The following is a 23,096-nucleotide window of genomic DNA, read 5'->3' on the forward strand; positions in this document are numbered from 1 at the left end:
CCTACCACTCCTTAATTTCTTTTCGATCCTTTGTAATGCTTTGCTTTCCTTCACGGCCGGCAAGTTCCTTTTTAATTTGGTCGGGTGTGATACCGCGTTGAGCCATCAAGACTTCAACGTGATAGGCCAGATCGGCAACTTCCAGGATGAACTCCGGGTCGGACGGATTCTTCGCCGCAACAACGACTTCAGTGGCCTCTTCGCCAACTTTCTTAAGAATCTTGTCCAAGCCTTTTGTAAATAAGTAATCAGTATATGAGCCTTTTTCAGGGTTGTTTTTACGTTTTAAAATTAATTGATACAGTTCATCTAAATCTTGCATGGTTGATTCCTCCTTAACCTGTTCCGGTAAAATCGTTCGATAAAAGCAGCTGGTGTGACCGGTATGGCAAGCCGGACCGGCAGGATTCACTTTCATCAGCAGCGTATCCTCATCACAATCAATCTCCATTGAAACGATCTCTTGCGTATTACCGCTGGTTTCGCCTTTATGCCACAGCTCCTGCCGGCTTCGGGACCAAAACCAGGTTTGTCGGGTTTTCATACATAAATTGAAGCTTTCTTCATTAACATAGGCCATCATCAACACTTGTTGGGTCTGATTATCAACCACAACTGCCGGCACCAAGCCATCTGGATATTTCTTAAAATCTGGTTTCATCTGACAGCCACCCCGGCTTTCCGTAAATCGGCTTTAACATCTTCAATCGTTAGTTCGCCAAAATGAAACACAGAAGCTGCCAAGGCACCATCAACATTCCCCTGATCAAACACTTCGGCGAAATCCTGCAATTGTCCACAGCCGCCGGAAGCAATCACCGGAACGTTGACGGCCTCGGTGAGCTTTCGGTACAGATCAATGTCATATCCGCTTTTAGTTCCGTCCTTATCCATGCTGGTTACCAAAAGCTCTCCGGCCCCAAGCTCAACCCCACGTTTTGCCCATTCAATCGCATTCAAGGGTGTCTGCTTTCTGCCGCCGTTGGCATAAACATCGTATTGTTGACTGGCCGCATTCCATTTGGCATCAATTGCCAGCACCACGCACTGGGAACCGAACTTTTCAGCTCCTGCCGTGATCAGTGCCGGATTGCTGACTGCCGCGGAATTTACCGCCGTTTTATCGGCCCCGGCTTTCAGTAGGCTTTGCATGTCATCAACACTATGAATCCCACCGCCGACCGTCAGCGGCATAAACACCCGACTGGCAACTTTTTCAATTGTCTCAATAATTGCCTTGCGCTTTTCATTAGTCGCGGTGATGTCTAAAAAAACTAATTCGTCCGCCCCCTGCTTTTGATAGGCAGCCGCAATTTCGGCTGGATCGCCAACATCTTTTAAATTGATAAAATTGACTCCCTTTTTTACCCGGCCATGATCAACGTCCAGACAAGGGATAATTCGTTTAGCCAACATTGGCATTCACCCCCGTCAATACGCTCAACGGTAAATCACCGGTTGCCATTGCTTTACCAACAATCGCCGCTTTGATTCCTGCCGCTTCCAATTCTTTGAGGTCGGCCACATTTCGAATTCCCCCGGAAGCAACCACTGTGGCTTGTGGAAATTTAGATTGGAATTTTTTTAATTGATCAGTGTTGGGCCCGGTCATCGTGCCATCCCTGGAAATATCCGTCACGATGAAGGTTGTAACCCCAAAGGCAACCATTGCCCCCATCAGTTCACTCATCTCAACGGAACTTTGCTCAAGCCAGCCGGACACAGCAACTCGACCATTCAGGCCGTCGATTCCAACCACAATCTGATCGGCACCAAACTGCGCGATCGCTCTTTGCACCACCTGAGGGTCATTCAAAGCAGCTGATCCTAAAATCACCCGTGACACCCCGGATGTCAAATAGGCATTGATTTGGGAAAGTGACCGAATGCCACCGCCAACCTCCACCTTTAACTTGGTTTGGGCACATATTTGTTCAATCAGTGCCCGATTGACTGGCCGGCCCGATTTTGCCCCATCCAGATCAACCAAATGAAGGTTGGTTAACCCGGCATCCTCGATGGCCATTGCCTGGTCAAGGGGTGAATCGTTAATCACGGTCGTTTTCCGGAAATCACCCTGGTATAAGCGGACACTCTTTTGATTCTTTAAATCAATTGCGGGAATAATCTGCATTTTCAGTCATCTCCTTGAATTTTGAAAGAGCCTGTAACCCAACCTAACCGCTTTTTTCCGGATGAAATTGAAACCCAATCACGTTTCGGCGTCTAACAATGCTGGGAATTTTAACGCCATAGTCCACGAACGATAAAATGTTTTTCTCAGCGGTCTTTACATAGTAGGAATGAACAAAATAGCTGAACTGACCATCAAACCCGTCTGCCAAAGGATCAGCTTTAACAGAGATGTTTTTATCCCATCCCATATGGGGCACTTTGACACCGAGGTTATCAGGAATCGGCACCACTTCGCCGTCAATCAGTCCCAAGCCGTCGGATTCACCAAATTCATAACTTTTATCAAACAATAGCTGCATCCCCAAACAAATCCCCAGAATCGGAATTCCTTGATTGGCGGCCTGCTGAATGACCGGCACCAACTTGCGTTCATTTAACGCGTCAACGGCTTTTTTAAAGGCGCCAACGCCTGGAAGAATCAAACCGTCAGAATTTAAAATATCAGTGGGTTTTGACGTCAATTGATTTTCAACCCCTAAAAAGTCCAAGGCGTTTTTTACGTTGCGCGTGTTTCCAGTATCATAATCAATCACCGTTATCATTAAATGACCCCCTTGGTGGAAGGGATGCCTTTAATCTCCGGGTTAATGGTAACCGCGGCTCTTAACGCCCTTCCCAGTGCCTTAAACAGCGTTTCAATCTTGTGGTGGGTATTTCTGCCATATAGTACTTCTGCGTGAAGGTTCAATTCAGCATTGAACGCGAATGCCTGGAAGAAATCTTCTGTGACTTCGGTGTCGTATCCGCCTAAATGATCATTGGCAAATTCAGCTTTAAATACCAAATATGATCGGCCTGATAAATCAATAACCACCCGGCTTAATGTTTCATCCAAGGGGATTAGAGCGGAGCCAAAACGTTCAATACCGGCTTTATCACCAAGAGCCTCTTTTAAAGACAGCCCCAGGGCAATGCCGACGTCTTCAGTGGTGTGATGAGGATCGACATCCAAATCACCTTTGGCTTTAACAACCAGGCCAAAACGTCCATGACGGGCAAATGCATCAAGCATATGATTGAAGAATCCGATGCCGGTATCAATTTGAATTTTCGAATAATCATCTAAATTAATCGACAGTTCAATTTGGGTTTCATTTGTGTTGCGGGAAATGGTTGCAGTTCTCATTTAGCTCACTCCTTGGTTGATTTTTTCTGGACAACTTGCTGGTTGGTCGTTTGTAAGTTGGCAATCAGTTCTTTTATTTGAGGTTGGTACTGTCGTAAGGCCAACCGGTTCACGACCACTTTGGTATTGACCTGCTGGAGCTTGGCAAAAATCTGAAGGTTGTTTTCTTTCAGCGTATTGCCGGTTTCGACAATATCGACAATCGCGTCGGCAAGCCCAATCAAAGGGGCCAATTCAACCGAACCTTCAATTTTGATGATTTCAACATCTTCGCCAATTCCTTGAAAATACCGTTTGGTAATGTTGGGATACTTGGTTGCAATGATTTTTCGCCGGTGGACTTGGGGATTGAAATCCTTGGTTGATGCCAGTACAAATCGGCATTTGCCAACGTCCAAATCCAACATTGCGTATTGAAAGTTTTCCTGCTCACTTAAAATGTCACTCCCGACAATTCCGATTTGAACGGAGCCGTTATTCAAATATGTCAGGACATCCGGCCCTTTTACCAAAATAATTTCATATCGTGGATCTTCGTCGAATATCAACCGGCGGCCTTTATGACGGATACCTTCACAATTAATTCCGGCTTGTTCAAGTAATGGCACAACCTGTTCTTCAGTTCTGCCTTTGGTTAAAGCAATTTTGATCCGTTGCATTTTGTCACCTGCTTTCCGTTAAATCAATCAGTCGGCTGTTCGTCCCGGCGGCAAGCTTCTTAGCGGCATCAAGACTACTTGTCAGACACAACGTTGAATTTGGAATTGTCTTTAAGGCCTTTTCGGCTTCATCCCATTGATCGGTGTCAAAGAACACCAAGGTTTTCGGCTGTGACGGTGAAACCGGCGTTCGTTCAACCAATGCGTCAACGTCAAAGGCAACCCCAACGGCCGCTGTTTTGACATTTTGGAAATTGGTCAGCAGGTCGTCATATCGACCGCCGCTAAATAGGTATCCTGCCGATTTTTCAGTGAAGCCGCGAAATGCCATCCCGGTGTAATAGGTTTGCGGCGATGGGATACTGAGATCGAGGGTCACGTTCACTTTCGGAAAAAGCCCTTTGATAAACTGCTTGGTCGCTTGTAAATCGTTGATAATCGGTTGGAGTACCTCAACCTCAGGTAATGTCTCAAGGGCAGTCATCACCTCATCGAAGCTGCCAAACAACCATGGCCATTCACTGAGAAAATGGCCAAAAGCTGTTTTTTCCAACGGTCTTAACAATTGGTCGTACTTGCTGAGATTCTTTTCAAACAAGGCGGTTTTGATACTATCTTTGGTGGGCTTCGGTAATGCCAGCTGATCAATCAAAGTATCAACGAATTTTGCGTGACTTAATTCGATGGTGACATCATCAATTGCCATTTTCTGGCAGCCGGTCAACGCAATTTCCAAACATTCCCAATCGGCTTTAATGCCCTTATACCCAACAATTTCAATCCCCGCTTGGGTTAATTGGTTGTAGCCCCCGGAAAGCTGTTTTTTAACCCGGAAGACATCCCCGCCGTAATACCACTTGACCGGCAATTCAATTCCCGTGGTACTCATCACCCGGGCAACTGGCAGTGTCAGGTCTGGCCGTAAGACCAGTGATTCTCCTTGATCGTCCAACAGTTGGTACGATCGATAATTTTCTGCATTCAATGGTTGGAAAACGTCCGAATATTCCAAAACCGGCGTTGTTAATTTTCTAAATCCGCGTTGACGAAATGTTTTGAAAAGTTTATTTTCAATGGTTTCTTTGATTTCTGCTTCACTTCCAAATTCGTCGCGGGTACCACTTGGTAAATTTTTGTTTTTCATCATTGTCACTTCCATTTCAATAAAAAAAGTCCCCGAAAACTGATATTCAGTCTTCGAGGACGCCTTAAAGTCGTGGTTCCACCTCAATTTGCCGCTACCTCACAGTAGCCGGCCTTACGTTGCCAATATCTAGTCATCCTGTGATAACAGATACGGTAACCCTGATAACGCTAAACATGCGAATCAGCCTACTTGGTTCAGCTGGTTGGTTCATAGATGTGTGTTCGCCAATTCGAAATGCTCCTTCTCAGCCACGGAACTCTCTTTGAATTCAAAACTGGTTACTTTTTCTAATCAAAACCTTATTTTATTAACTTTCCCTTTGCTTAATTCAATATACTATCATCAAACATCAAAAAGTCAAGCCTTTATTCAACCAATGAAATCAGGCCATTGTACCCACGGCCAATATCATCAATGGAATGCGCATCGCTGCCGTAGACAAAAGGAATTTCTAATTTCTTTGCCATTTTTATAATTGAATAGCTTGGATACTGTTCGTTGCAATATTGTTTGTACAGCCCCGCAGCATTCAAATCAAGTTCAAGATGGTTTCGTTTAAGGGCCTCAAGGATTTCAGCAACTTTTTGCAGGTTGGCCGAAGAAAACTGCCGATCCAGGTGAAAATAATCTTGAAATTTTTTAATCAAAGTCATATGGCCAATCCGATTAGGTGCGTACTGACCAAAATCAACGTTGGCAGATGCCAGAACCTGCTCAAAGTAGGCGGCATAAAGGGCCTGAGAAGACGTGAATTGGCTTAACAGCCCTTCTTTGAAATCCGTAGTCGTATCGTCAACACACCAAAACTTGCCATCCCTACCCTTCATAAAGTGAACCGATAAAATGTTGTCATCGGTTTGTGGCCCGTACTCATTTAAAAAAGCCCGGGTCCAATCGGTAAAATCAGGCAGGTAGTCGATTTCAAAGCCGACGTGAATCTTGATTTGGTCGGCGTATTTTTTTCTCATTAAATCCGTTTTGGCAAAATAAGCATCCAGGTCCGAGGCCGCCATTGACGCCTCACTCAGTCCGGTTGGAATACCGGCATACATTTTGGAAAAACCGGCAGGCAGTGGTGCGTGTTCGGTGATACTGTATTCTTTAAAGCCCAGACGAATCGCTTTTTGAATCATGAGCTCAACATCATCGCCACTGCCATGCGGACAAAATTCCGTATGGGAATGGCCTTCTCTTTTGATCACGTTTAACATCTCCCTGCAAATTCTGGTTAAAAAGGCTATTTTCATCAGAATCATGAAAATCAGCCTTTTGACACCTCATTTAAAATTCGACTTTTTGAATCCATCCGTTTGGTGCTTCAACATCGCCAAACTGAATGCCGGTTAATTCGTCATACAGCTTCTTGGTCGTTGGCGCAACCTCGGTTTCACTATAGAAAACGTGAAGTTGGTCTTGGTACTCAATGCCACCAATTGGTGCAATCACCGCGGCAGTTCCCATCGCCCCAGCTTCTGTAAATCGGTCTAACCAATTTCTCATATTCTAATGGGTCATTCATAGCTTGTCAACTGATTTCAAATTCACAGGAAAACAAAAAGCCGGCGTCATATTGACTGCCGGCTTTAAGCTTTTCTTTATTCGACTGGAACAACCCAACCGTACTTATCTTCAACATCACCTGATTGAATACCAAATAATGTATCGTAAAGTTTTTGAGTAACGGGACCGGGCTTGGTTTCACTGTAGAAGACGTGTTTTTTACCATTATTGGTTAAAGAACCAACTGGTGAAATAACGGCTGCAGTTCCCATAGCACCAGCTTCAGTAAACTTATCAAGATCGTTTACATCAATGTTGGTCTCAGATGGGTCCAAGCCAAGATCTTTGGCAATTTGTAAAATTGATTTCTTAGTAATTGAAGGCAAAATTGAATGAGATTTTGGTGTGTAGAATTTGCCATCCTTACCAATAGCGTAAAAGTTAGCGCCGCCAAATTCATCAATGTACTTGTGCTCCCGGGGATCCAGGTAAAGTTCACCGGCAAAGCCGTTATCTTTGGCTTCCTTCGCTGCTAATAAACTACCGGCATAGTTTCCGGCAGTCTTAGCTTGACCGGTACCAGCGTATGCAGCCCGGTCATATTTGCTAACCATATAAGGCATTGGCTTAAGTCCCTTAATGTATGCACCAACCGGTGTTGCATAAATATGGAATGTATAAGTTGATGATGGTGCAACACCAACAATTGGTTCAGTTCCAACCATGAACGGACGGATATAAAGTGAACCGCCGGAGCCATAAGGTGGGACAAAGTCAGCATTGGCTTTAACAACTTCTTTAACCGCTTCAACAAACTTGTCTTCAGGATAAGTTTCCATGACTAAACGCTTTGCGGAGTTGGTAAAACGCTTGGCGTTCATATCAGGACGGAAAAGTTGAATCTTACCATCTTTGGTTCGATAAGCTTTCATCCCTTCAAAAACTTCCTGGCCATAATGTAATTCTTCGGCAGCTTCGTTAAAGGTTAATGAAGAATCGGTTGTCAAACCGCCATTTTGCCACTTGCCATCCTTAAATTCTTCATTGTAACTATACGGTAAATCCCGATAATTAAATCCTAAGTTGGTCCAATCAAGATCTTCTAACTTTTGTTTTGCCATATATGAGTCCTCCTTAAAGTAGTCATTAAGTCGGTGATAAGCGTTGTGACTAAGTATGGTTTCTTCAATTCAAGTATGTAAGAAATCATCAGACAAACATGTAACTTCGTGCTGATCCTAAGATCATTACTTATCCGTTTATCATCATATCTTAATTAATGTCTAATTTATCGCTTTTAAAATCCGGTGTCAATGCCTTTTAAAAAATAAAACAGCCTTGAACCCATTTGGCGTGGGTTTAAGGCTGTTTCTATACGAATTTTTAGTTAACGGATTTCGGACATTTTATCCGGTGCAGATTAAATTTCTCGCTTAATGACGTCTCGGTCAATTAAATCATTAATAATAAATTGATATTGATCGACACTTGCTTTGGTATCGGGATTCTTAAAGATGTTAACCTTTTCCAGACCATTACCTGTAGTAATCGCCATTCTAAAGCCAGCTAAATCCTTATCGACCTTCATCTTAAATTTGTAGTTGGCGTTATATGGTGAAGTTGGATCCAAAGACTTCTCCAGGGAAAAGACACCAGTCTTTCCTTCAGTGAATCCCAAATCCCGTAACGTAAAGCGCTTAACGTTGTCTGCCAGCTTATAAACGGTGTCATCACCGTTTACCTTGCCTGTTTTTGCAAATGCCATTACATTTTTACCCCCTTGTTTTTAACTCGGTTGACAATCTTGGTAATTGCATCAACCAACTTGTCCAAGTCTTCAGTTTTATTATACCGCCCAAAACTGATTCTGATAGACTCACTTATTCTAGGACTGTCCTTGCCGTACATCGCAACCAAAACATGTGAAGGCTCAATGCTGCCTGCTGTACATGCTGAACCGCCTGAAACCGCAATGCCAGCCAGGTCCAGATTAGTCTGCATAACGTAAGTTGAAATACCCTTCAGCCAAATATTAAAGACGTGATTTAAATTATCTTCGGTAATTCGACCGTTCACTTCAAAGTCGACACCGTTTGCCTTTAACTTGTCAGCAATGTAATGCTTAAATTTCAAATATTTTTCTTGACGATGGGCCTTTTCTTCGGAAGTAATGGTCTCGACCGCCTTGGCAAAGCCGGCAATTGCGGGAACATTTTCAGTTCCGGCACGCCGCTTTTCCTCCTGGTCGCCACCTTTGATTAAGCTTGGGAAGTTAACGCCTTTGCGACGATAAAGAAAACCAATCATCTTAGGACCATTAATCTTGTGGGCAGAAGTTGAAAGCATGTCGATATGATCACGCTCAACATCAATGTCCAATAGGCCGTATGCCTGAACAGCATCAGTATGGAACCAAGCTTGATGGTCTTTCAAGATTTCGCCAATTTCGTGAATTGGCATCACTGATCCGACCTCATTATTTCCAGTCATAATCGAAACCAGGATGGTGTCATCATCCAAAGCCGCCTTAAAATCGTCTAATGAGATGTTTCCATACTCGTCAACCGGTAAATAGGTAACTCTGAAGCCCATCTTTTCAAGTGCCTCACAGGGCCTTAAAACGGCTTCGTGCTCAATTGCTGTTGTGATGATATGGTTACCCAAAGATTTCCGGGCAATTGCCGTTTGGGTAATTGCTGTATTATCACTTTCAGAACCGCCACTGGTAAATATAATATCATCGGGATCGGCATTAATACTTTTGGCAATGACGTCCCGTGAATGTTCCATAACTGCTTTGGACTCACGGCCCAATCCGTAGAGCGTTGAGGCATTCCCATAAATATTCTTATACTTATCCATCAACTCCGCGTAAACTTCCTCGGATACAGGTGTCGTTGCGGCATTATCAAGGTATATTTCTTTCATGAATTCCACTTCCTAAATTATGCGTTCTTAAAGAGATCAATCAACATCTGACCGGATTTTTTACCGGCTGTAATAATAAATTTGTCGAAACTGATTTCAGCTTCTTCGTCACCAACATCCGACATTGCTCGAATAACCGCGTATGGAACTTTGTTCTGATAAGCAACTTGGCCGACTGCAGCCCCTTCCATCTCGGAACAAAGTGCGTCAGGAAAGTTGTGCTTGATTTCAGCGATTTTCTTTGAATCGGCGATAAATTGATCACCGGAAACGATCAAACCTTTATGAGCGGTCACACCGCTATCTTTGGCGGCGTCAACAATTTTATCAGCCAGTTCCTTTGATGCTGGAAAACGGGCTGGGAAGCCGGGTAATTGGCCCATCTTGTAGCCTGAAGTCGTCACGTCAACATCGTGATAGGCAGTTTCGGTAGAAACGACAATGTCGCCAACTGATAAACCATCACCAATGCCGCCGGCAGAACCGGAGTTAATGACAGCGTCAACGTGAAATTTGTTAATTAAGTTGGAAGTCGTAATACCGGCTTGAACTTTACCGATTCCAGATTTAACAATCACCAATTGCTGACCGTGAATGCTTCCGAGATAGTAGTCGGCATCACCGTAATGTTTGGTTTCTTCGCCAGTCAGGGCATCTTTTAAGATTGCCAGTTCTTCATCCATTGCACAAATAATTCCGTAAGTCATTCAAATTCTCCTTAATTGACAAAAAACAACACTAAAAAGACGATCACGATTAACAAAATTAAAATTGTGATTGTCCAGTTCAGTTTGCGGTTAATCCGATGCCAACGGGGTGTCTTAAAATCGTCGGTCGGATTAACTTTCTCTTGCGTCCGAGTGGTTACCTGGGGTTCGGGTTCACCATCGGGGACTTCCTGTTGGTGTTTTCTTGCATATTCTCGTTCAACTTGAACCCGTCGTTTATCACGAGCTTCAAAGTCTTCTTCTTGTTGAAGCTTTAATTTTCTGTACTGTTCACGGGTGAGTGGCTTACCGTCACCCTTTTTATTATCATCGATCGCCAAATTAAATGGTCACCTACTTTTGCATTAACTGCCAATATTGAATAGCAGTAATGGTCTTTGCGTCTTGAATTTCGCCATCAGCAATCATTTGGACAGCTTCATCCAGCGTCTTTTCAAATACTTCGAGAAATTCGCCTTTGTCACGAGGTAATTGATTTTTAACCGGCACCAAATTTTCTGCCAAATAAAGCTTCATAAACTCATCGGAGAAGCCAACTGATGAATAAAATCCATATAGTTCTTTGACTGTTTTTGGCACATAACGAATTTCTTCGTTGAGTTCTCGGATCACAGCATCATGAAAGTTCGAATCCCGGCTGTCAACTTTCCCGGCAGGAATTTCAATTGTCACTTTCTTGGCTGGTGCCCGCCACTGCTTTTCAAGGACAATTTTATTATCCTTTGTGAGCGCTAAAATACCAACGGCACCGGAATGATGAACAATTTCTCGAAAAGATGTCTGTCCATCCGGAAGCTCTACAGTTTGCTTTTCGACATTAATAATTGCGCCATCATAAATATCTTCGCTGCCAATTACATGTTCTTCAAAATCCAACTCGATCACCTTTTTTAGTTAATATTAACATTCTACAAATAAAGCATGATCATTGCAATCAAGACGGCTGTTTGTCAATGACATGAGCTTTTGCTGCTTGTGGACCTTTTTGTCCCTGAACAACAACGTATTCAACTGGGCTGCCAATCTGAATTGTACCATATTGGTCCTCTGGAAAAGCGTTTTTGAAAAAGAACAGGTCGTCTTCACCACTGTCCTGAGTAATGAAACCAAATGCATTTTGTGGGTTATAACTTTTAATTTTTCCGGTAAGCAAGGTATTTCCTCCTAGAGTGTGACATGGTCTTGAAAATGAATCTCTCAAGCCATGGAAACACGTTTTAGAAACCAATAAAATAAGACTACAACGTTAAATCGTCATAGTCTCATTTTAAGGTTAAATCATGAATATTGAAACATCATTTGATGAATTTTAATTTATGATTCATTTAAATCAGCTTTATTTTTGTTCAAAGCCTTCACTGGCAGTTTCGGGGAACTGGTCGCGGACAATCTTGGCACATGATGCACAGAATGTTGGGTAGTCGCTATCGGCACCAACATCTTGGCGAACCAAACGACAACGTTCACAGGTCTTACCTTCGGCAGGTTCAACCAATAATGCCAAGCCGTCAGTATCAAACTTGGTACTGTTGTCAGGAGCATCCTTGAAGTCCTTAACTTCCAACTGTGAAACCATTAAAACAGTGGCCAAGTCGGTCTTCAAACTGTTCATTAAGTCGGCAACCTCACTGGTTGCGTAAATTGTTAATGAAGCTTCGGATGACTTACCAATCTTTTTGGCATCACGGGCTTCTTCAAGCACTTTAAGGACATCGTCACGATAGCTTCTGAACTTGGTCCAGTTAGCCAAGATTTCAGCGTCATTATCAAAATGCTTTGGCTCTGGAATATCGGTTAATTGAACGAATTCTTCGGGTTCATGTAAGAAGCCCCAAATTTCTTCAGTCGTATGTGGCAATACCGGTGTCATTAATTTAGTCAAACCAACGGCAATTTCATACATAACCGTCTGCATTGAACGACGCTTGTGGCCGTTTTGTTTATCGATGTAAACAATGTCCTTGGCAATATCCAAGTAGAATGCGGAAAGGTCATTGGTAATAAATTCAACGACTTTCTTATTCCAATCCAAGAAATCATATCGTTCCATGTCACTTCTGGCGTCAGCAAGGAATTTGTTGAACAGAACCAACATGTATTGGTCTTGTGATTCCAAATCATCGAATGCAACGGTGTTTTCTTTAGGATCAAAATCACCTGTGTTGGCAAGTAAGAACCGCATTGTGTTTCGGATCTTCTTGTAAGAATCGGAAATCTTCACAAAGTTTTCGGTACTTACCCGCACATCAGCAGAAGTATCTACGGAAGTAACCCACAAACGGACAATTTCGGCACCCATCTTTTTAATAACATCGATTGGGGCAATTGTATTGCCAAGTGACTTACTCATCTTGTGGCCGTTACCATCAAGGGTAAATCCTTGAGAAACAACTTGTTTGTAAGGCGCTTTTCCAGAAACGGCAACACTGGTAATCAAGCTTGAGTTGAACCAGCCACGGTATTGGTCGGAACCTTCAAGGTACATATCAGCAGGATAGGTTAAATCTTTACGTTCTTCCAAAACACCCTGATGTGATGAACCTGAATCAAACCAAACATCCATGATGTCGTTTTCCTTGGTGAACTTACCATTTGGTGAATGTTCGCTGGTAAATCCATCAGGTAATAAGTCCTTGGCATCTTTTTCAAACCAGATGTCGGAACCATACTTTTCAAATAAATCAGCAACGTGGTTAACGGTCTCTTCGGTGATGATTGCTTCACCATCTTCGCCATAGAAGATTGGAAGCGGAACACCCCAAACCCGTTGACGAGAGATAACCCAGTCACCACGGTTTTTGATCATGTTGGACAATCGAACTTTACCCCAATCAGGGAAGAATTTGACGTCGTCTAATGATTTAACAATTTCATCTTTAATTTTATCAACTGAAGCAAACCACTGTGGTGTTGCCCGGAAGATAATCGGTTTTTTGGTCCGCCAGTCAAATGGGTAACTATGCTTCAATGGCATGTAGTGAAGCAATAAGTTGGCGTCCTTTAATTTATCAAGGGCAATCTTATTGGCATCATCGTAGAAGACACCGGCAAAGTCTTCACCGGATTCTTTCGTCAAATAACCTTTGTCATCAACTGGGGCAAAAATATCCAAGCCATACTTACGGCCAATGTTAAAGTCATCTTCACCATAACCAGGAGCGGTATGAACTAATCCGGTACCTTCTTCAAGGTCGACGAAATCGCCCAACATCGTTAATAATTTACGACTATGGTCAAATGGATGTTCTGCTAGAACACCTTCAAGATCTTGACCCTTAACCGTCTTGATTGTTTTGACATTCTTCCAGCCAATCAACTCTGAAACTTTGTTAACCAATTCGGTGGCGATCACAAATTTCCGAGTTTCACCTTCAGGCTGAACAACCGAGTAGTCAAATCCGGCATCAATGGTAATTCCTTCAGAAGCTGGAATTGTCCAGGGAGTAGTTGTCCAGACAACCATATAAGTATCATCGTCCAGGATCCCTTTACCATCAACAACGTGTTCAGCAAAGAATGCAGTTGGTGAAGTGACATCGTGATATTCAACTTCAGCTTCAGCAAGGGCAGATTCTGATGACCATGACCAGTAAACCGGCTTTTTACCTTTGTAAATCAAGCCACGTTTGGCGAAGGCACCAAATACACGAACTTCTTGAGCTTCAAATTCAGGATTCAATGTCAAATATGGATTATCCCAGTCACCTGAAACACCTAAACGTTTGAATTCCTCTTTTTGTCGTTCGACCTGCTTAAGAGCATAATCGTGACATAATTTACGAAAATCATTGGTGGACATCTTCTTACGGTCATAGCCCGCTTGAGTCAATTTTTGCTCGATTGGAAGACCATGAGTATCCCATCCTGGTACGTATGGTGCCCGATAGCCGGTCATTGACTTGTAACGAACAATGATATCCTTGGAAATCTTGTTCATTGCGTGACCCATGTGAATGTCACCATTGGCGTATGGAGGGCCATCATGAAGCACGAAAGTTGGTTTACCCTCGTTTAATTTTTGTCGTTGTTCATAAACATCGTTGTCTTCCCAAGCCTTTTGTCGTTCGACTTCTTTAACAGGAAGATTTCCACGCATCTTGAACTTTGTTTTGCCTAAGTTTAACGTATCTTTTACCCGCATTGCTGGACTTCCTTTCATGGTTATACTTATTTGGAGTAATGGTGTGTTGATATGGTTGGTGCTCGCTACCGATGATTCAAGTGGTGCAGAGGTCTAAATTTAAGGTGGTTTCAGTTTTATACTGCTACTTAGCTGAAATGTGCTCCGACGGGCCTGACCCCTACTGTGTAAGGCAAAAATTTTAGTGATGAATAAGACCCATTCATCACTAAAATTTTTACCTTACACTCCGGGGCCACCCAGCCCTCGTCGCACTCTATAAAAAAAGACCCCGTCACAAGGGACGAAGTCTTCGCGGTACCACCCAATTTTAGAATTTAAAATTCTATCTCTTAAGATAATCGATTTATGTACTAGAGGTGATCGATTTATTAACCGGTGACTGCTGAACTCCCACCATCTTCAGCTCGCTGTTGTGTCGGTCAATAACTTTCTGTTCTCTAATCGATTAGTTATTCATTTTTTGTGCTGCCATCTGGATAAATCACAACTGTTTCATCTGAATTATCTGCAGCAGGTGTGCTTTCAACTGATTCAGCACCATTACCCTGTTTAGTTTCAGATTCTACCCCTGGCTTTGCTGTCTTGTCAAGACTTCCAACAACTTTTTCAATATCTTCGTAGGTTGTTGTTGGCTTTTCTTCGACCAATCGATCCCAGTCGGAACCTTTGATCACTTCAAGCTGACTTTCCAACATAACTTGGAGTCGTTGACGGAACACCCGGGTATTCTTCTTTAAATCGTCAGTTTCAATAGCTAACTTCTTAGCACGCTTTGATGCTTCCTCAAGAACGGCATCTGCTTTTTCGTTGGCAGCATTCAGAATATCATCAGCCTTCTTTTGTGCTTCACGGCTGGTAATTTCTGCCTCTTTCTTGGAGTTGGTCTTAACTTTGTCGGCAGCTTCCTGGGCAACTAAGATGGATTGGTTCAAAGAATCTTTCAAATCGTTGAAGTAAGAAAGCTTGTCTTTGGACTCATTTAATTGAGAATTCAAATCCTTGTTTTCCTGTAAAATGATCTGATAGTCTTTGATAACTTGATCAAGAAAATCATTGACCTCGTCAACATTGTAACCTCGTAGCTTTGTTGAAAACTCTTTGTTGTGAATATCTTGTGGACTTAATACCATAGTGATTCAATCCTCCTATTTATTTCGATTATATACTTTCAATACAATTCGAATCTTGCCCTTTTTGGTTGTACCGGCAATATCTCGAATAACCAGTCTGCCAAAGCCTCGAACGGAAATAATATCTTGAATTGAAATTTCCAAATCGGGACGTCCGGCTTGCTCCCAGTTAATTCGTATCATTCCGCCTTCAACCAACTCTTTGGCATGATGACGGGAAATGTGGAATCCTTCACTAACCAATGCATCAACTCGCAATGAAGCGACCGTTGTTGTGGTCTCCTCACCTTCGTCAACTGGAATAATGATGTCCTCAGGTTGAATTCGTTTCAATTTGATTTTAATCTTCCCGATCCGGTCAACTTGTGCTTGAACGTAATCAGCCATTTCAGACTCACACATAAACTGCCAGTTCAAACCATCGGTCACAATATCACCGATGACATCCCGATCAATTCCAGTGCCCATGATTGACCCAAGAATCTGGCCATGGGAAAGAGTTGCAAACTTGCTGGGATAATCAATTTGAAATGCAGTAATGTTATAGTCATCCGACTTGGGAACAAAATAATCAGGGAAGGCAATTGCCCGCTTCAGCTCAGCCGAAGCATAACCGCCAAACGTTTGAAAAGAGACACCTTCGTATCTGTTAACAATGGTTTCAAGTATATAAAGCTGTCTAGGATTCAAAAAATCAGTGAGAATCGGTCGATATTCATTTGCAACTTTGCCGCTAAGGTTATCAATCGACTCCAAAAAAGGTAATTCGGCCTGTCGATAGTGTTGCGAAATATTTGAATCTACCAAGATATTTCCCCCTCTGCCCCAAGCTTGCTAATAACCTATGAGCAGCTGCCCCAAATAACTTACTCCCATTTGAACAAATGTGAGTACAGCCAAAGCAACGATTGGTGCAAGACTAATCATGCCAACCGTTGCAAAACTAAATAAATTTTCAAATGGTTCTACAATCCGTGCTAAGAATCTGCCGATTGCGGTTCCATATGCATTGGGGAACCAGCTCATCAGGGCATATACAACAATGCACAGCATGTAAATGCTGATTGCCTTGTTAATTAACCAAACCGCATACATAACAAATGTTACCAATAGGCTGCTCCTTATTTATCAAGATTACTCGGTTACTTGAAATTTCTTTGGTGAGCAAATAAAGATATTTCGGCCAAGTCGGTTAATTGAACCGTGGATGGCAAACAAAACGCCATTCAAGAAATCAACCATTCTTGCCGCTGAATTATTATCTAATTTGTCTAGCTTGATGATGACCGCACTGTCCTCCAATAACTTTTGGGCAATTGTATCAACATCGGTGTAGTTGACTGGCTCAAATACAACAATACTGCTTGTTTCAGGTTCTTGTCTGTTCATCAATACAACGTTATCCGCCGGCTTATCAATTTGATTTTCTGGTTGGTCTGTATCCATCCCAAAAAAATTAGCTAAATTAAATTTTGGCATTTCGTGTCCTTTCACATTTCACCAAACATGCACACCGGGCAAATAAAATTACTTATCACGACGGCGGTGCTTAAAGAATGGTGGAATGTCGTCTTGTGAGTCGCCACTGGTATCTGACTTGGAATCATCAGGCTTGACGTCGGGTTGGAAAGGATCGAAATCCTTCTTCTCAACATCGCTGAATTCATCTTGAGCGGCTGGTCGGGTTGCGGCTGGCTGCTTTCGGATGTCCCAGTTGCCAAGTGGATCACTCTTTTGATTTGACTTGTCTTGTGATTGATTATCTGAAGTTTGACGATCGCTGTGTGGACGGGCAGTAGCTTGTGGACGAGCTGATCTGGTTCGTCGTGAAGCCAAACGTCCTTTTTCAGCTTTCTTCTTGTCAATTCCGGTTGCAATAACAGTAACTCGAACTTCGTCGCCTAATGATTCGTCAATCGAAGTACCAAAGATAATGTTAACGTCACTGGTTGCAGCTTGCGAAACAATATCAGAAGCGTCTTGGGCTTCAAACAATGAAAGATCCGGGCCACCGGTAATGTTCAACAATACCTGTTCTGCACCATCAATTGAGACTTCAAGAAGTGGTGAAGAAATGGCCTTTTTAGTTGCTTCTGCAGTGCGGTTTTCACCGTTGGCAGTACCAACACCCATCAAAGCAGAGCCTTGATCCTGCATGGTTGTCTTAACATCGGCAAAATCCAAGTTAACATATCCGGGACTGGTAATTAAGTCTGAGATACCTTGAACACCTTGACGCAACACATTGTCGGCTTCTTTAAAGGCATCCATCATAGGTGTCTTCTTGTCGACCATTTCAAGTAAACGATTATTAGAAATAACGATTAATGTATCAACATTTTCTTTAAGTTGGGCAACACCTTCATCGGCGTATTTTGCCCGACGTGGGCCTTCAAAGCTGAATGGACGGGTAACAACACCCACTGTGAGTGCGCCCTGGTCCTTAGCAATCTTGGCTACAATTGGGGCAGCACCGTTACCGGTACCACCACCCATTCCGGCAGTGACGAAAATCATGTCGGCACCTTCAAGTGCTTCGGTGATGGCTTCTTCACTTTCTTCAGCAGCCTTGGCACCAACATCTGGATTTGAGCCTGCACCCAAACCACGTGTCAGCTTAGGTCCAAGTTGAATCCGGGTTTCAGCTTTGGATGTTGCCAAAGCCTGAACATCAGTGTTGGCAACGATAAATTCAACACCTTTTACATCTGAGTTAATCATCGTGTTAACGGCATTGCTTCCCCCGCCGCCAACTCCGATAACTTTAATGTTTGCACCGTGGTTATCGGTGGAATCTAATGAATATTCCATAATTGTCTTTTCCCTCCGTTTAAGTGCTTAATCAAAGAAATCACTAAAGAAATTCTTGATTCCTTCACCGCGTTTTTTCTTCTGTGTCGGTTTCCTGGTCTTCTTAGTCTTACCTGGAACAGGTGATTGAACTTGTTCGGGTTGGCTGAGCTTAGGAGCCTTGGTTAATGTCGCACCAACGGCCGATCTAACAATCATGTCAACGTCTGCCAGGTCGGCAAAGTATGATACTAATGAAAGTGCAGCTGTAAATGATGGGTGTCGCAATCCCATCTGATCAGGAATATAGACCCTGACATTAGTGTTGAATTGGTCAGCGGCTAATTCGGCAATTCCTGGGAGTGCAGCTACACCGCCGGTCAAAACAATGCCACCGGGTAAATCCAGTGCTTTGATTTGATTCAGACGGTCCTTGATTCGGTCAAATATCTGACTGACACGGGCTTCAATCACTTCAGCAAGATAACGTTCGTCAATATAGGTTGGTTCTGATTGACCAACAACTTCTACTGGAAATTCATTATCTGCAGATGCTTGGAGTGAGTCGGCATAACCGTAATCACGTTTAATTTTTTCAGCATTTTCCATCGACGTATTCAATACGATGGAAATATCTTTTGTAATAAATGTCCCGCCTTCAGGATCGGTGGTGGCATACTTCAATTGATGATCGTGAATGACGGAAGCAGTTGTCTGCCCACCACCAAGGTCAACAATGATTGTTCCAAAGTCCTGTTCACCGTCATTTAACACAACGTGGCTTTCGGCTAGAGGTGTCAAAACGGTCGATACGATATTCAAGCCGGCTTTAGCAACAGCTTTTTCCAAGTTGTGCATAATGCCCTTTGAACCTGTAATTAACTTACCACGCATTTCAAGGCGAACGCCGACCATCCCCCGAGGGTCTTTGATGCCATCAAAGCCATCAACGATGAACTCTTCTGGTTGGATATCAATTATCTCTCGTTCCTGGGGCAAACTGGTCCCCAAAGCAGATGCCGCAACGTTGCGGACGTCTTCTTCAGTTATTTCACGAGACTGGTCATCCAATGTTATCAATCCATTGCATGGTTCAATCCGTAACATGTTCGCTGGAACGCTTACTATAACGTCTTTAATCTCAATACTTGCTTTTTCTTGAGCTTGATTTACAGCACTTCGAATTGCTTCGGCAGCTTGGTCGATATCTACGATCACACCACGACTCAATCCATTTGAAGGCTGATTTCCCACACCAATAACGTTCAATTGCCCTTTTACTTTTTCTGCAACAATTACTTTTATTGAGGTAGTTCCTATATCAAGTCCCACATATAAACCCGAATTATCCATATATGTAAGGAACCTCCACATCTAGAATATTTTCTGAACATAACACAAGTTTAACACAATCATAATCATCGAAAAAGACTAATCGACACTAATAACCATGCATTGTGGTCGTATTTGAAGAAGATTGCTTTTTCGTAATTGGATACGAATATGCACCGACTTCCAAATTAATCACACTTTTCACTTTCAGCTTGGAATTAATGCTTGGATAATAGTCCATTTTATCGCCAAAAGTGCTGATTGAAGCGTACACTTTGTTGCCATCACTCATTTGAATGAAGATCCGGTCAGGATTACTTTTAGTCGGTGAAAAACTGATGGTACTCATCACGGCTCTCACCGGCGGATCGATTCTTCGATATTGTTTGATGGTGCGCCGCAGCTTTTCCGGATTCTTAAATTTCTTTAAAACCGGAAAACCGGCTTTGGGATTCAATACTTTCCCCTTGATAATGACACCACTTTTTAAAATGGGCTGATAACCACCGTGCACGTATAGGTAACCGATTGTCGGATATTCTTCAACTTTAATTTTTACCTGATTAAAATTAACCAGTTTCATCTTAACGGACTGCATCCGCATACTCCGTTGCTTGAGTGATTGGGCCAGCTTATCGGTCTTTCCCCAAACGGCAAATAATGATGTGCCCTTTTTGACTGGGGAAAATCCTTTAATCTGCTTATCACTGACAATTTCATTGCCGGTAACCGTGACTTTCTGTACCCGACTATACGATGAAATCATGAAAATCATCACCAACAGAATAACGGTAATCAGCAAAACCAGTGGCCACATTTTTTTGGCATTTTTATTTTGAAAATCACGAAACAGTCCGTGTTCCTGCTCATTATGATCTTTTGTTTCCACTAATCCGTCCCCCTGTTGGCAGAACTATTTCGATTTAATGATCGTTCTGGCCAAGTTTAAAATTTCGTCTGCGGAATCGACGACGCCCAACTTTTTGGAATTGGCTGCCATTTTTTCTCGGGCAGATGAATCGTGCATGAGTTGATCGATTGCTTTTAACAGGCTTTGAGCATTCAAATCATCCTGTTTAATCATCAGCGCTGCACCACGTTTAACCAGGCTCATTGTATTTTTCGTCTGATGATCAGCGGTGACATAAGGGCTGGGAATCAAGACAGCCGGAATTCCAAGTGCGGTGATTTCGGCAATACTGGTTGCACCGGAACGGCCGACAATCAAAGAAACTTTTGGTAAGACTTGCGGCATGTTGTTTATGTACGGCAAAATCTTAATGTTGCTGCTGATCCGTGACTTGTTTAACAGGTCCATGACATTTTGATAACGCTTCTGACCGGTTACAAAGACCACTTGATACCGCCGTTTATTAAACTCACTGATCGAACTGATGACCGCCTTGTTAATTGCGGGTGCCCCTTGGCTCCCACCAAATATGAGAACCGTTGGCCGATCATCTTGCAAACCAATGTCGGACCACTTAAAGGTACTCTTCATTTTGGCAACTTGTTGAGCCCGCGGATTACCGGCAAACACAACCTTTTCTTTTGGAAATTGATCAGCTGCTTCATGAAATCCAATCGCAATTTTATCAACGTAACGGCTCAAAAACTTGTTAGTCAAACCAACGGCACTGTTTTGTTCATGGATCATGGTTGGAATGTGAGCTTTGGCAGCTGCGTAGACAACCGCTCCGGAAACATAGCCACCTGTTCCAATGACAATATCCGGTTTGAAATCTTTAATAATTTTTTTAGACTCGTGAACACTCTTCAAAAAAAGGGCGACTGTTTTAAAGTTTTCCAAAGATAAAGAACGCTTAAAGCCTTGAATTTCCAAAGCAATGAATTTGATGCCCTGTTTGGGAACAATTGAACTTTCAAGTCCCCGCTTTGAGCCAACATACAATACCTGTGAATCAGGTTCCTGCTTCATCAAATCTTCAATAATCGCAAGTGCCGGATAGATATGTCCCCCGGTACCACCACCAGAAATTATTAAACGCATTAGTGCCCCTCCTGCTTATTTGTCAATTTTTCAACATCTTGAATGTAACGATCGCCACGTTCTTCGAAGGTCTTAAACTGATCCCAGCTGGCATTGGCAGGTGAAAGTAATACGATATCGCCCTCATCACTGTATGCATAAGCAGCAGGGACGGCCTCATCCAAGTTTTCAACTTTTTTAATATTGGTAATTCCAGCCTTCTTCAATGAATCTTCAAGCAAGTCGGCGGTTTCACCAAATAATACGGCAGCCTTAACGTGATCCTTGAATTGTGGAATCAACTTATCAAAGGTATATCCACGATCCAAGCCACCAGCCAAGAGAACAACCGGTTTGTCGAATCCTTCAAGTGCCATTTGAGTCGCTTCAATGTCGGTTGCCTTTGAATCATTGTAGAATCTTCGGCCATTGGCTTCCAAAACAAATTGGAGACGGTGCCGAACACCGGTAAAGGTTTCCAGGACGTTGGTAATGGCCAAGTTGGACTTGCCAAGAACTTTGGCACAGGCAATCGCAGCAAGGGCATTTTCAACATTTTGTTTGCCGGGAACTTTAATGTCGTCGGCATTCATAATGAATTCATCGTTATAGTAAAGCTTGCCGTTCTTTTCGTAAGCGCCCTTGTTCGTATCGTAGGTTCGGGCAAACGGCACAACCTGAGCAGCGCTTCGCTTACTCAATCCGCGCCATTCATCTGAATCAAAGTTGACAACGAAAAAGTCGTCAGGTGTTTGGTTCATGGTAATCCGCATTTTTGCATTCACGTAGTTTTCACGGGTTTTATGATAATCCAAATGATTTGAGAAGATATTCGTTAAAACAGCAACGTGAGGATGAAGGGTCTTAATTCCCAGCAACATGAAACTTGAAAGTTCCATGACAATTGTGTCATCTGCGGTTGCCTTTTTAGCGGTTTCAGTTGCTGAAATACCAATGTTTCCGGCGGCATATGCATGACCTTTATCACGTTCCTGATTCAAAATTTTGGTGATCATTGTGACCGTTGTTGTTTTACCGTTGCTTCCAGTAACGCCAATGATCTCAGCATCAGTGATTTGGGAAGCCAATTCAACTTCTGTAATGATTGGTAAATGGTGTTCAACCGCAGCGGCAACAACGGAATTGTCATATGGAATTCCGGGGTTTTTAACCATGATATCAAAGCCATCATCTAAAATGGTCGGATCCTGCCTGCCTGTGATGGTCTCAATCCCTTCATCATTCAGCTGAGCAACTTCAGGCAGCTCCGAACTCGGCTTTGAATCACTCAAGACAACGGTTGCCCCCAACTCTTTCAGTAGTTCTGCTGCGTGAGTACCACTTTTACCGGCTCCCAATACAAGTACTTTTTTATTCTTATAATCATCAATTTTTTTCATTTTAATCCCTCGTTTTTCATCGTTTG

24 protein-coding genes, 2 pseudogenes and 1 other annotated feature are annotated in these 23,096 nt (G+C 42.9%); all 26 genes and pseudogenes read right to left on the reverse strand.

What is annotated here, in order from left to right; all coding sequences use genetic code 11:
• Position 1 precedes the first annotated feature (1 nt).
• The gene (hisIE, locus tag DNL43_RS01630) at positions 2-661 is read right to left on the reverse strand and encodes a bifunctional phosphoribosyl-AMP cyclohydrolase/phosphoribosyl-ATP diphosphatase HisIE (RefSeq protein WP_054769233.1); all 660 of its coding nucleotides are present in this window, start codon (positions 659-661) and stop codon (positions 2-4) included.
• Positions 658-1,416 (reverse strand): imidazole glycerol phosphate synthase subunit HisF, encoded by a 759-nt coding sequence (gene hisF, locus DNL43_RS01635; RefSeq protein WP_056982143.1) that lies wholly within the window; start codon positions 1,414-1,416, stop codon positions 658-660. Before hisF ends, hisIE begins: the two co-directional genes overlap by 4 nt.
• A complete protein-coding gene (gene hisA, locus DNL43_RS01640; protein WP_056982141.1) occupies positions 1,406-2,134 on the reverse strand; it encodes a 1-(5-phosphoribosyl)-5-[(5-phosphoribosylamino)methylideneamino]imidazole-4-carboxamide isomerase in 729 nt (242 codons plus the stop codon). Before hisA ends, hisF begins: the two co-directional genes overlap by 11 nt.
• Positions 2,112-2,738: pseudogene (gene hisH, locus DNL43_RS01645) on the reverse strand (imidazole glycerol phosphate synthase subunit HisH). The gene hisA and the pseudogene hisH overlap by 23 nt, the downstream one beginning before the upstream one ends.
• Complete coding sequence (gene hisB, locus DNL43_RS01650; protein WP_056982139.1) at positions 2,738-3,322, reverse strand: imidazoleglycerol-phosphate dehydratase HisB; 585 nt, start codon at positions 3,320-3,322, stop codon at positions 2,738-2,740. The pseudogene hisH and the gene hisB overlap by 1 nt, the downstream one beginning before the upstream one ends.
• 5 nt (positions 3,323-3,327) lie before the next feature.
• Positions 3,328-3,981 (reverse strand): ATP phosphoribosyltransferase, encoded by a 654-nt coding sequence (gene hisG, locus DNL43_RS01655; protein WP_054769235.1) that lies wholly within the window; start codon positions 3,979-3,981, stop codon positions 3,328-3,330.
• Positions 3,982-3,985: 4 nt separating this feature from the next.
• Positions 3,986-5,128 carry an ATP phosphoribosyltransferase regulatory subunit gene (locus DNL43_RS01660; RefSeq protein WP_225426935.1) on the reverse strand — a complete coding sequence of 381 codons (1,143 nt, stop codon included), beginning with the start codon at positions 5,126-5,128 and terminating at the stop codon, positions 3,986-3,988.
• A 49-nt stretch (positions 5,129-5,177) separates the two neighbouring features.
• Positions 5,178-5,432: a binding site (T-box leader), on the reverse strand.
• 61 nt (positions 5,433-5,493) lie between these two features.
• Positions 5,494-6,339: a histidinol-phosphatase HisJ gene (hisJ, locus tag DNL43_RS01665; protein ID WP_056982137.1), complete on the reverse strand. Its 846-nt coding sequence runs from the start codon at positions 6,337-6,339 to the stop codon at positions 5,494-5,496.
• A gap of 70 nt (positions 6,340-6,409) precedes the next feature.
• Positions 6,410-6,616: pseudogene (locus DNL43_RS01670) on the reverse strand (branched chain amino acid aminotransferase); the annotation flags it as partial.
• 107 nt (positions 6,617-6,723) lie between these two features.
• Entirely contained in the window at positions 6,724-7,749 is a 1,026-nt protein-coding gene (locus tag DNL43_RS01675) for a branched-chain amino acid aminotransferase (protein WP_056982135.1), read from the reverse strand.
• A gap of 299 nt (positions 7,750-8,048) precedes the next feature.
• Positions 8,049-8,393 (reverse strand): DUF1831 domain-containing protein, encoded by a 345-nt coding sequence (locus DNL43_RS01680; RefSeq protein ID WP_054769237.1) that lies wholly within the window; start codon positions 8,391-8,393, stop codon positions 8,049-8,051.
• Positions 8,393-9,556 (reverse strand): cysteine desulfurase family protein, encoded by a 1,164-nt coding sequence (locus tag DNL43_RS01685; protein WP_056982133.1) that lies wholly within the window; start codon positions 9,554-9,556, stop codon positions 8,393-8,395. Before DNL43_RS01685 ends, DNL43_RS01680 begins: the two co-directional genes overlap by 1 nt.
• 17 nt (positions 9,557-9,573) lie before the next feature.
• A complete protein-coding gene (locus DNL43_RS01690) occupies positions 9,574-10,263 on the reverse strand; it encodes a 5'-methylthioadenosine/adenosylhomocysteine nucleosidase (RefSeq protein WP_054769238.1) in 690 nt (229 codons plus the stop codon).
• Positions 10,264-10,274: 11 nt separating this feature from the next.
• Positions 10,275-10,604 carry a hypothetical protein gene (locus DNL43_RS01695; protein ID WP_056982132.1) on the reverse strand — a complete coding sequence of 110 codons (330 nt, stop codon included), beginning with the start codon at positions 10,602-10,604 and terminating at the stop codon, positions 10,275-10,277.
• Between the two features lie 13 nt (positions 10,605-10,617).
• The gene (locus DNL43_RS01700; RefSeq protein ID WP_056982131.1) at positions 10,618-11,160 is read right to left on the reverse strand and encodes an NUDIX hydrolase; all 543 of its coding nucleotides are present in this window, start codon (positions 11,158-11,160) and stop codon (positions 10,618-10,620) included.
• A gap of 58 nt (positions 11,161-11,218) precedes the next feature.
• A complete protein-coding gene (locus DNL43_RS01705) occupies positions 11,219-11,437 on the reverse strand; it encodes a cold-shock protein (protein ID WP_056982129.1) in 219 nt (72 codons plus the stop codon).
• 183 nt (positions 11,438-11,620) lie between these two features.
• Entirely contained in the window at positions 11,621-14,425 is a 2,805-nt protein-coding gene (ileS, locus tag DNL43_RS01710) for an isoleucine--tRNA ligase (protein ID WP_056982127.1), read from the reverse strand.
• A 452-nt stretch (positions 14,426-14,877) separates the two neighbouring features.
• The gene (locus DNL43_RS01715; RefSeq protein WP_056982125.1) at positions 14,878-15,558 is read right to left on the reverse strand and encodes a DivIVA domain-containing protein; all 681 of its coding nucleotides are present in this window, start codon (positions 15,556-15,558) and stop codon (positions 14,878-14,880) included.
• A gap of 15 nt (positions 15,559-15,573) precedes the next feature.
• Complete coding sequence (locus DNL43_RS01720; protein WP_082619739.1) at positions 15,574-16,365, reverse strand: YlmH family RNA-binding protein; 792 nt, start codon at positions 16,363-16,365, stop codon at positions 15,574-15,576.
• Between the two features lie 27 nt (positions 16,366-16,392).
• Positions 16,393-16,668 carry a YggT family protein gene (locus DNL43_RS01725; protein WP_082619738.1) on the reverse strand — a complete coding sequence of 92 codons (276 nt, stop codon included), beginning with the start codon at positions 16,666-16,668 and terminating at the stop codon, positions 16,393-16,395.
• Positions 16,669-16,692: 24 nt separating this feature from the next.
• On the reverse strand, positions 16,693-17,037 hold the full coding sequence (locus DNL43_RS01730; RefSeq protein ID WP_014939623.1) for a cell division protein SepF: 345 nt from the start codon (positions 17,035-17,037) through the stop codon (positions 16,693-16,695).
• Positions 17,038-17,085: 48 nt separating this feature from the next.
• Positions 17,086-18,369 (reverse strand): cell division protein FtsZ, encoded by a 1,284-nt coding sequence (ftsZ, locus tag DNL43_RS01735; protein ID WP_056982121.1) that lies wholly within the window; start codon positions 18,367-18,369, stop codon positions 17,086-17,088.
• Between the two features lie 27 nt (positions 18,370-18,396).
• Positions 18,397-19,701 carry a cell division protein FtsA gene (gene ftsA, locus DNL43_RS01740; protein ID WP_179286780.1) on the reverse strand — a complete coding sequence of 435 codons (1,305 nt, stop codon included), beginning with the start codon at positions 19,699-19,701 and terminating at the stop codon, positions 18,397-18,399.
• Positions 19,702-19,789: 88 nt separating this feature from the next.
• Complete coding sequence (locus DNL43_RS01745; RefSeq protein WP_169790309.1) at positions 19,790-20,569, reverse strand: cell division protein FtsQ/DivIB; 780 nt, start codon at positions 20,567-20,569, stop codon at positions 19,790-19,792.
• Positions 20,570-20,593: 24 nt separating this feature from the next.
• Positions 20,594-21,691, reverse strand: a complete 1,098-nt coding sequence (gene murG, locus DNL43_RS01750) for an undecaprenyldiphospho-muramoylpentapeptide beta-N-acetylglucosaminyltransferase (protein ID WP_056982118.1) — start codon at positions 21,689-21,691, stop codon at positions 20,594-20,596.
• Positions 21,691-23,070: a UDP-N-acetylmuramoyl-L-alanine--D-glutamate ligase gene (gene murD, locus DNL43_RS01755; protein WP_056982117.1), complete on the reverse strand. Its 1,380-nt coding sequence runs from the start codon at positions 23,068-23,070 to the stop codon at positions 21,691-21,693. The genes murG and murD overlap by 1 nt, the downstream gene beginning before the upstream one ends.
• Between the last annotated feature and the right edge of the window lie 26 nt (positions 23,071-23,096).

It is taken from the genome of Lentilactobacillus kefiri (genome assembly GCF_009739535.1).
Classification (GTDB): domain Bacteria; phylum Bacillota; class Bacilli; order Lactobacillales; family Lactobacillaceae; genus Lentilactobacillus; species Lentilactobacillus kefiri.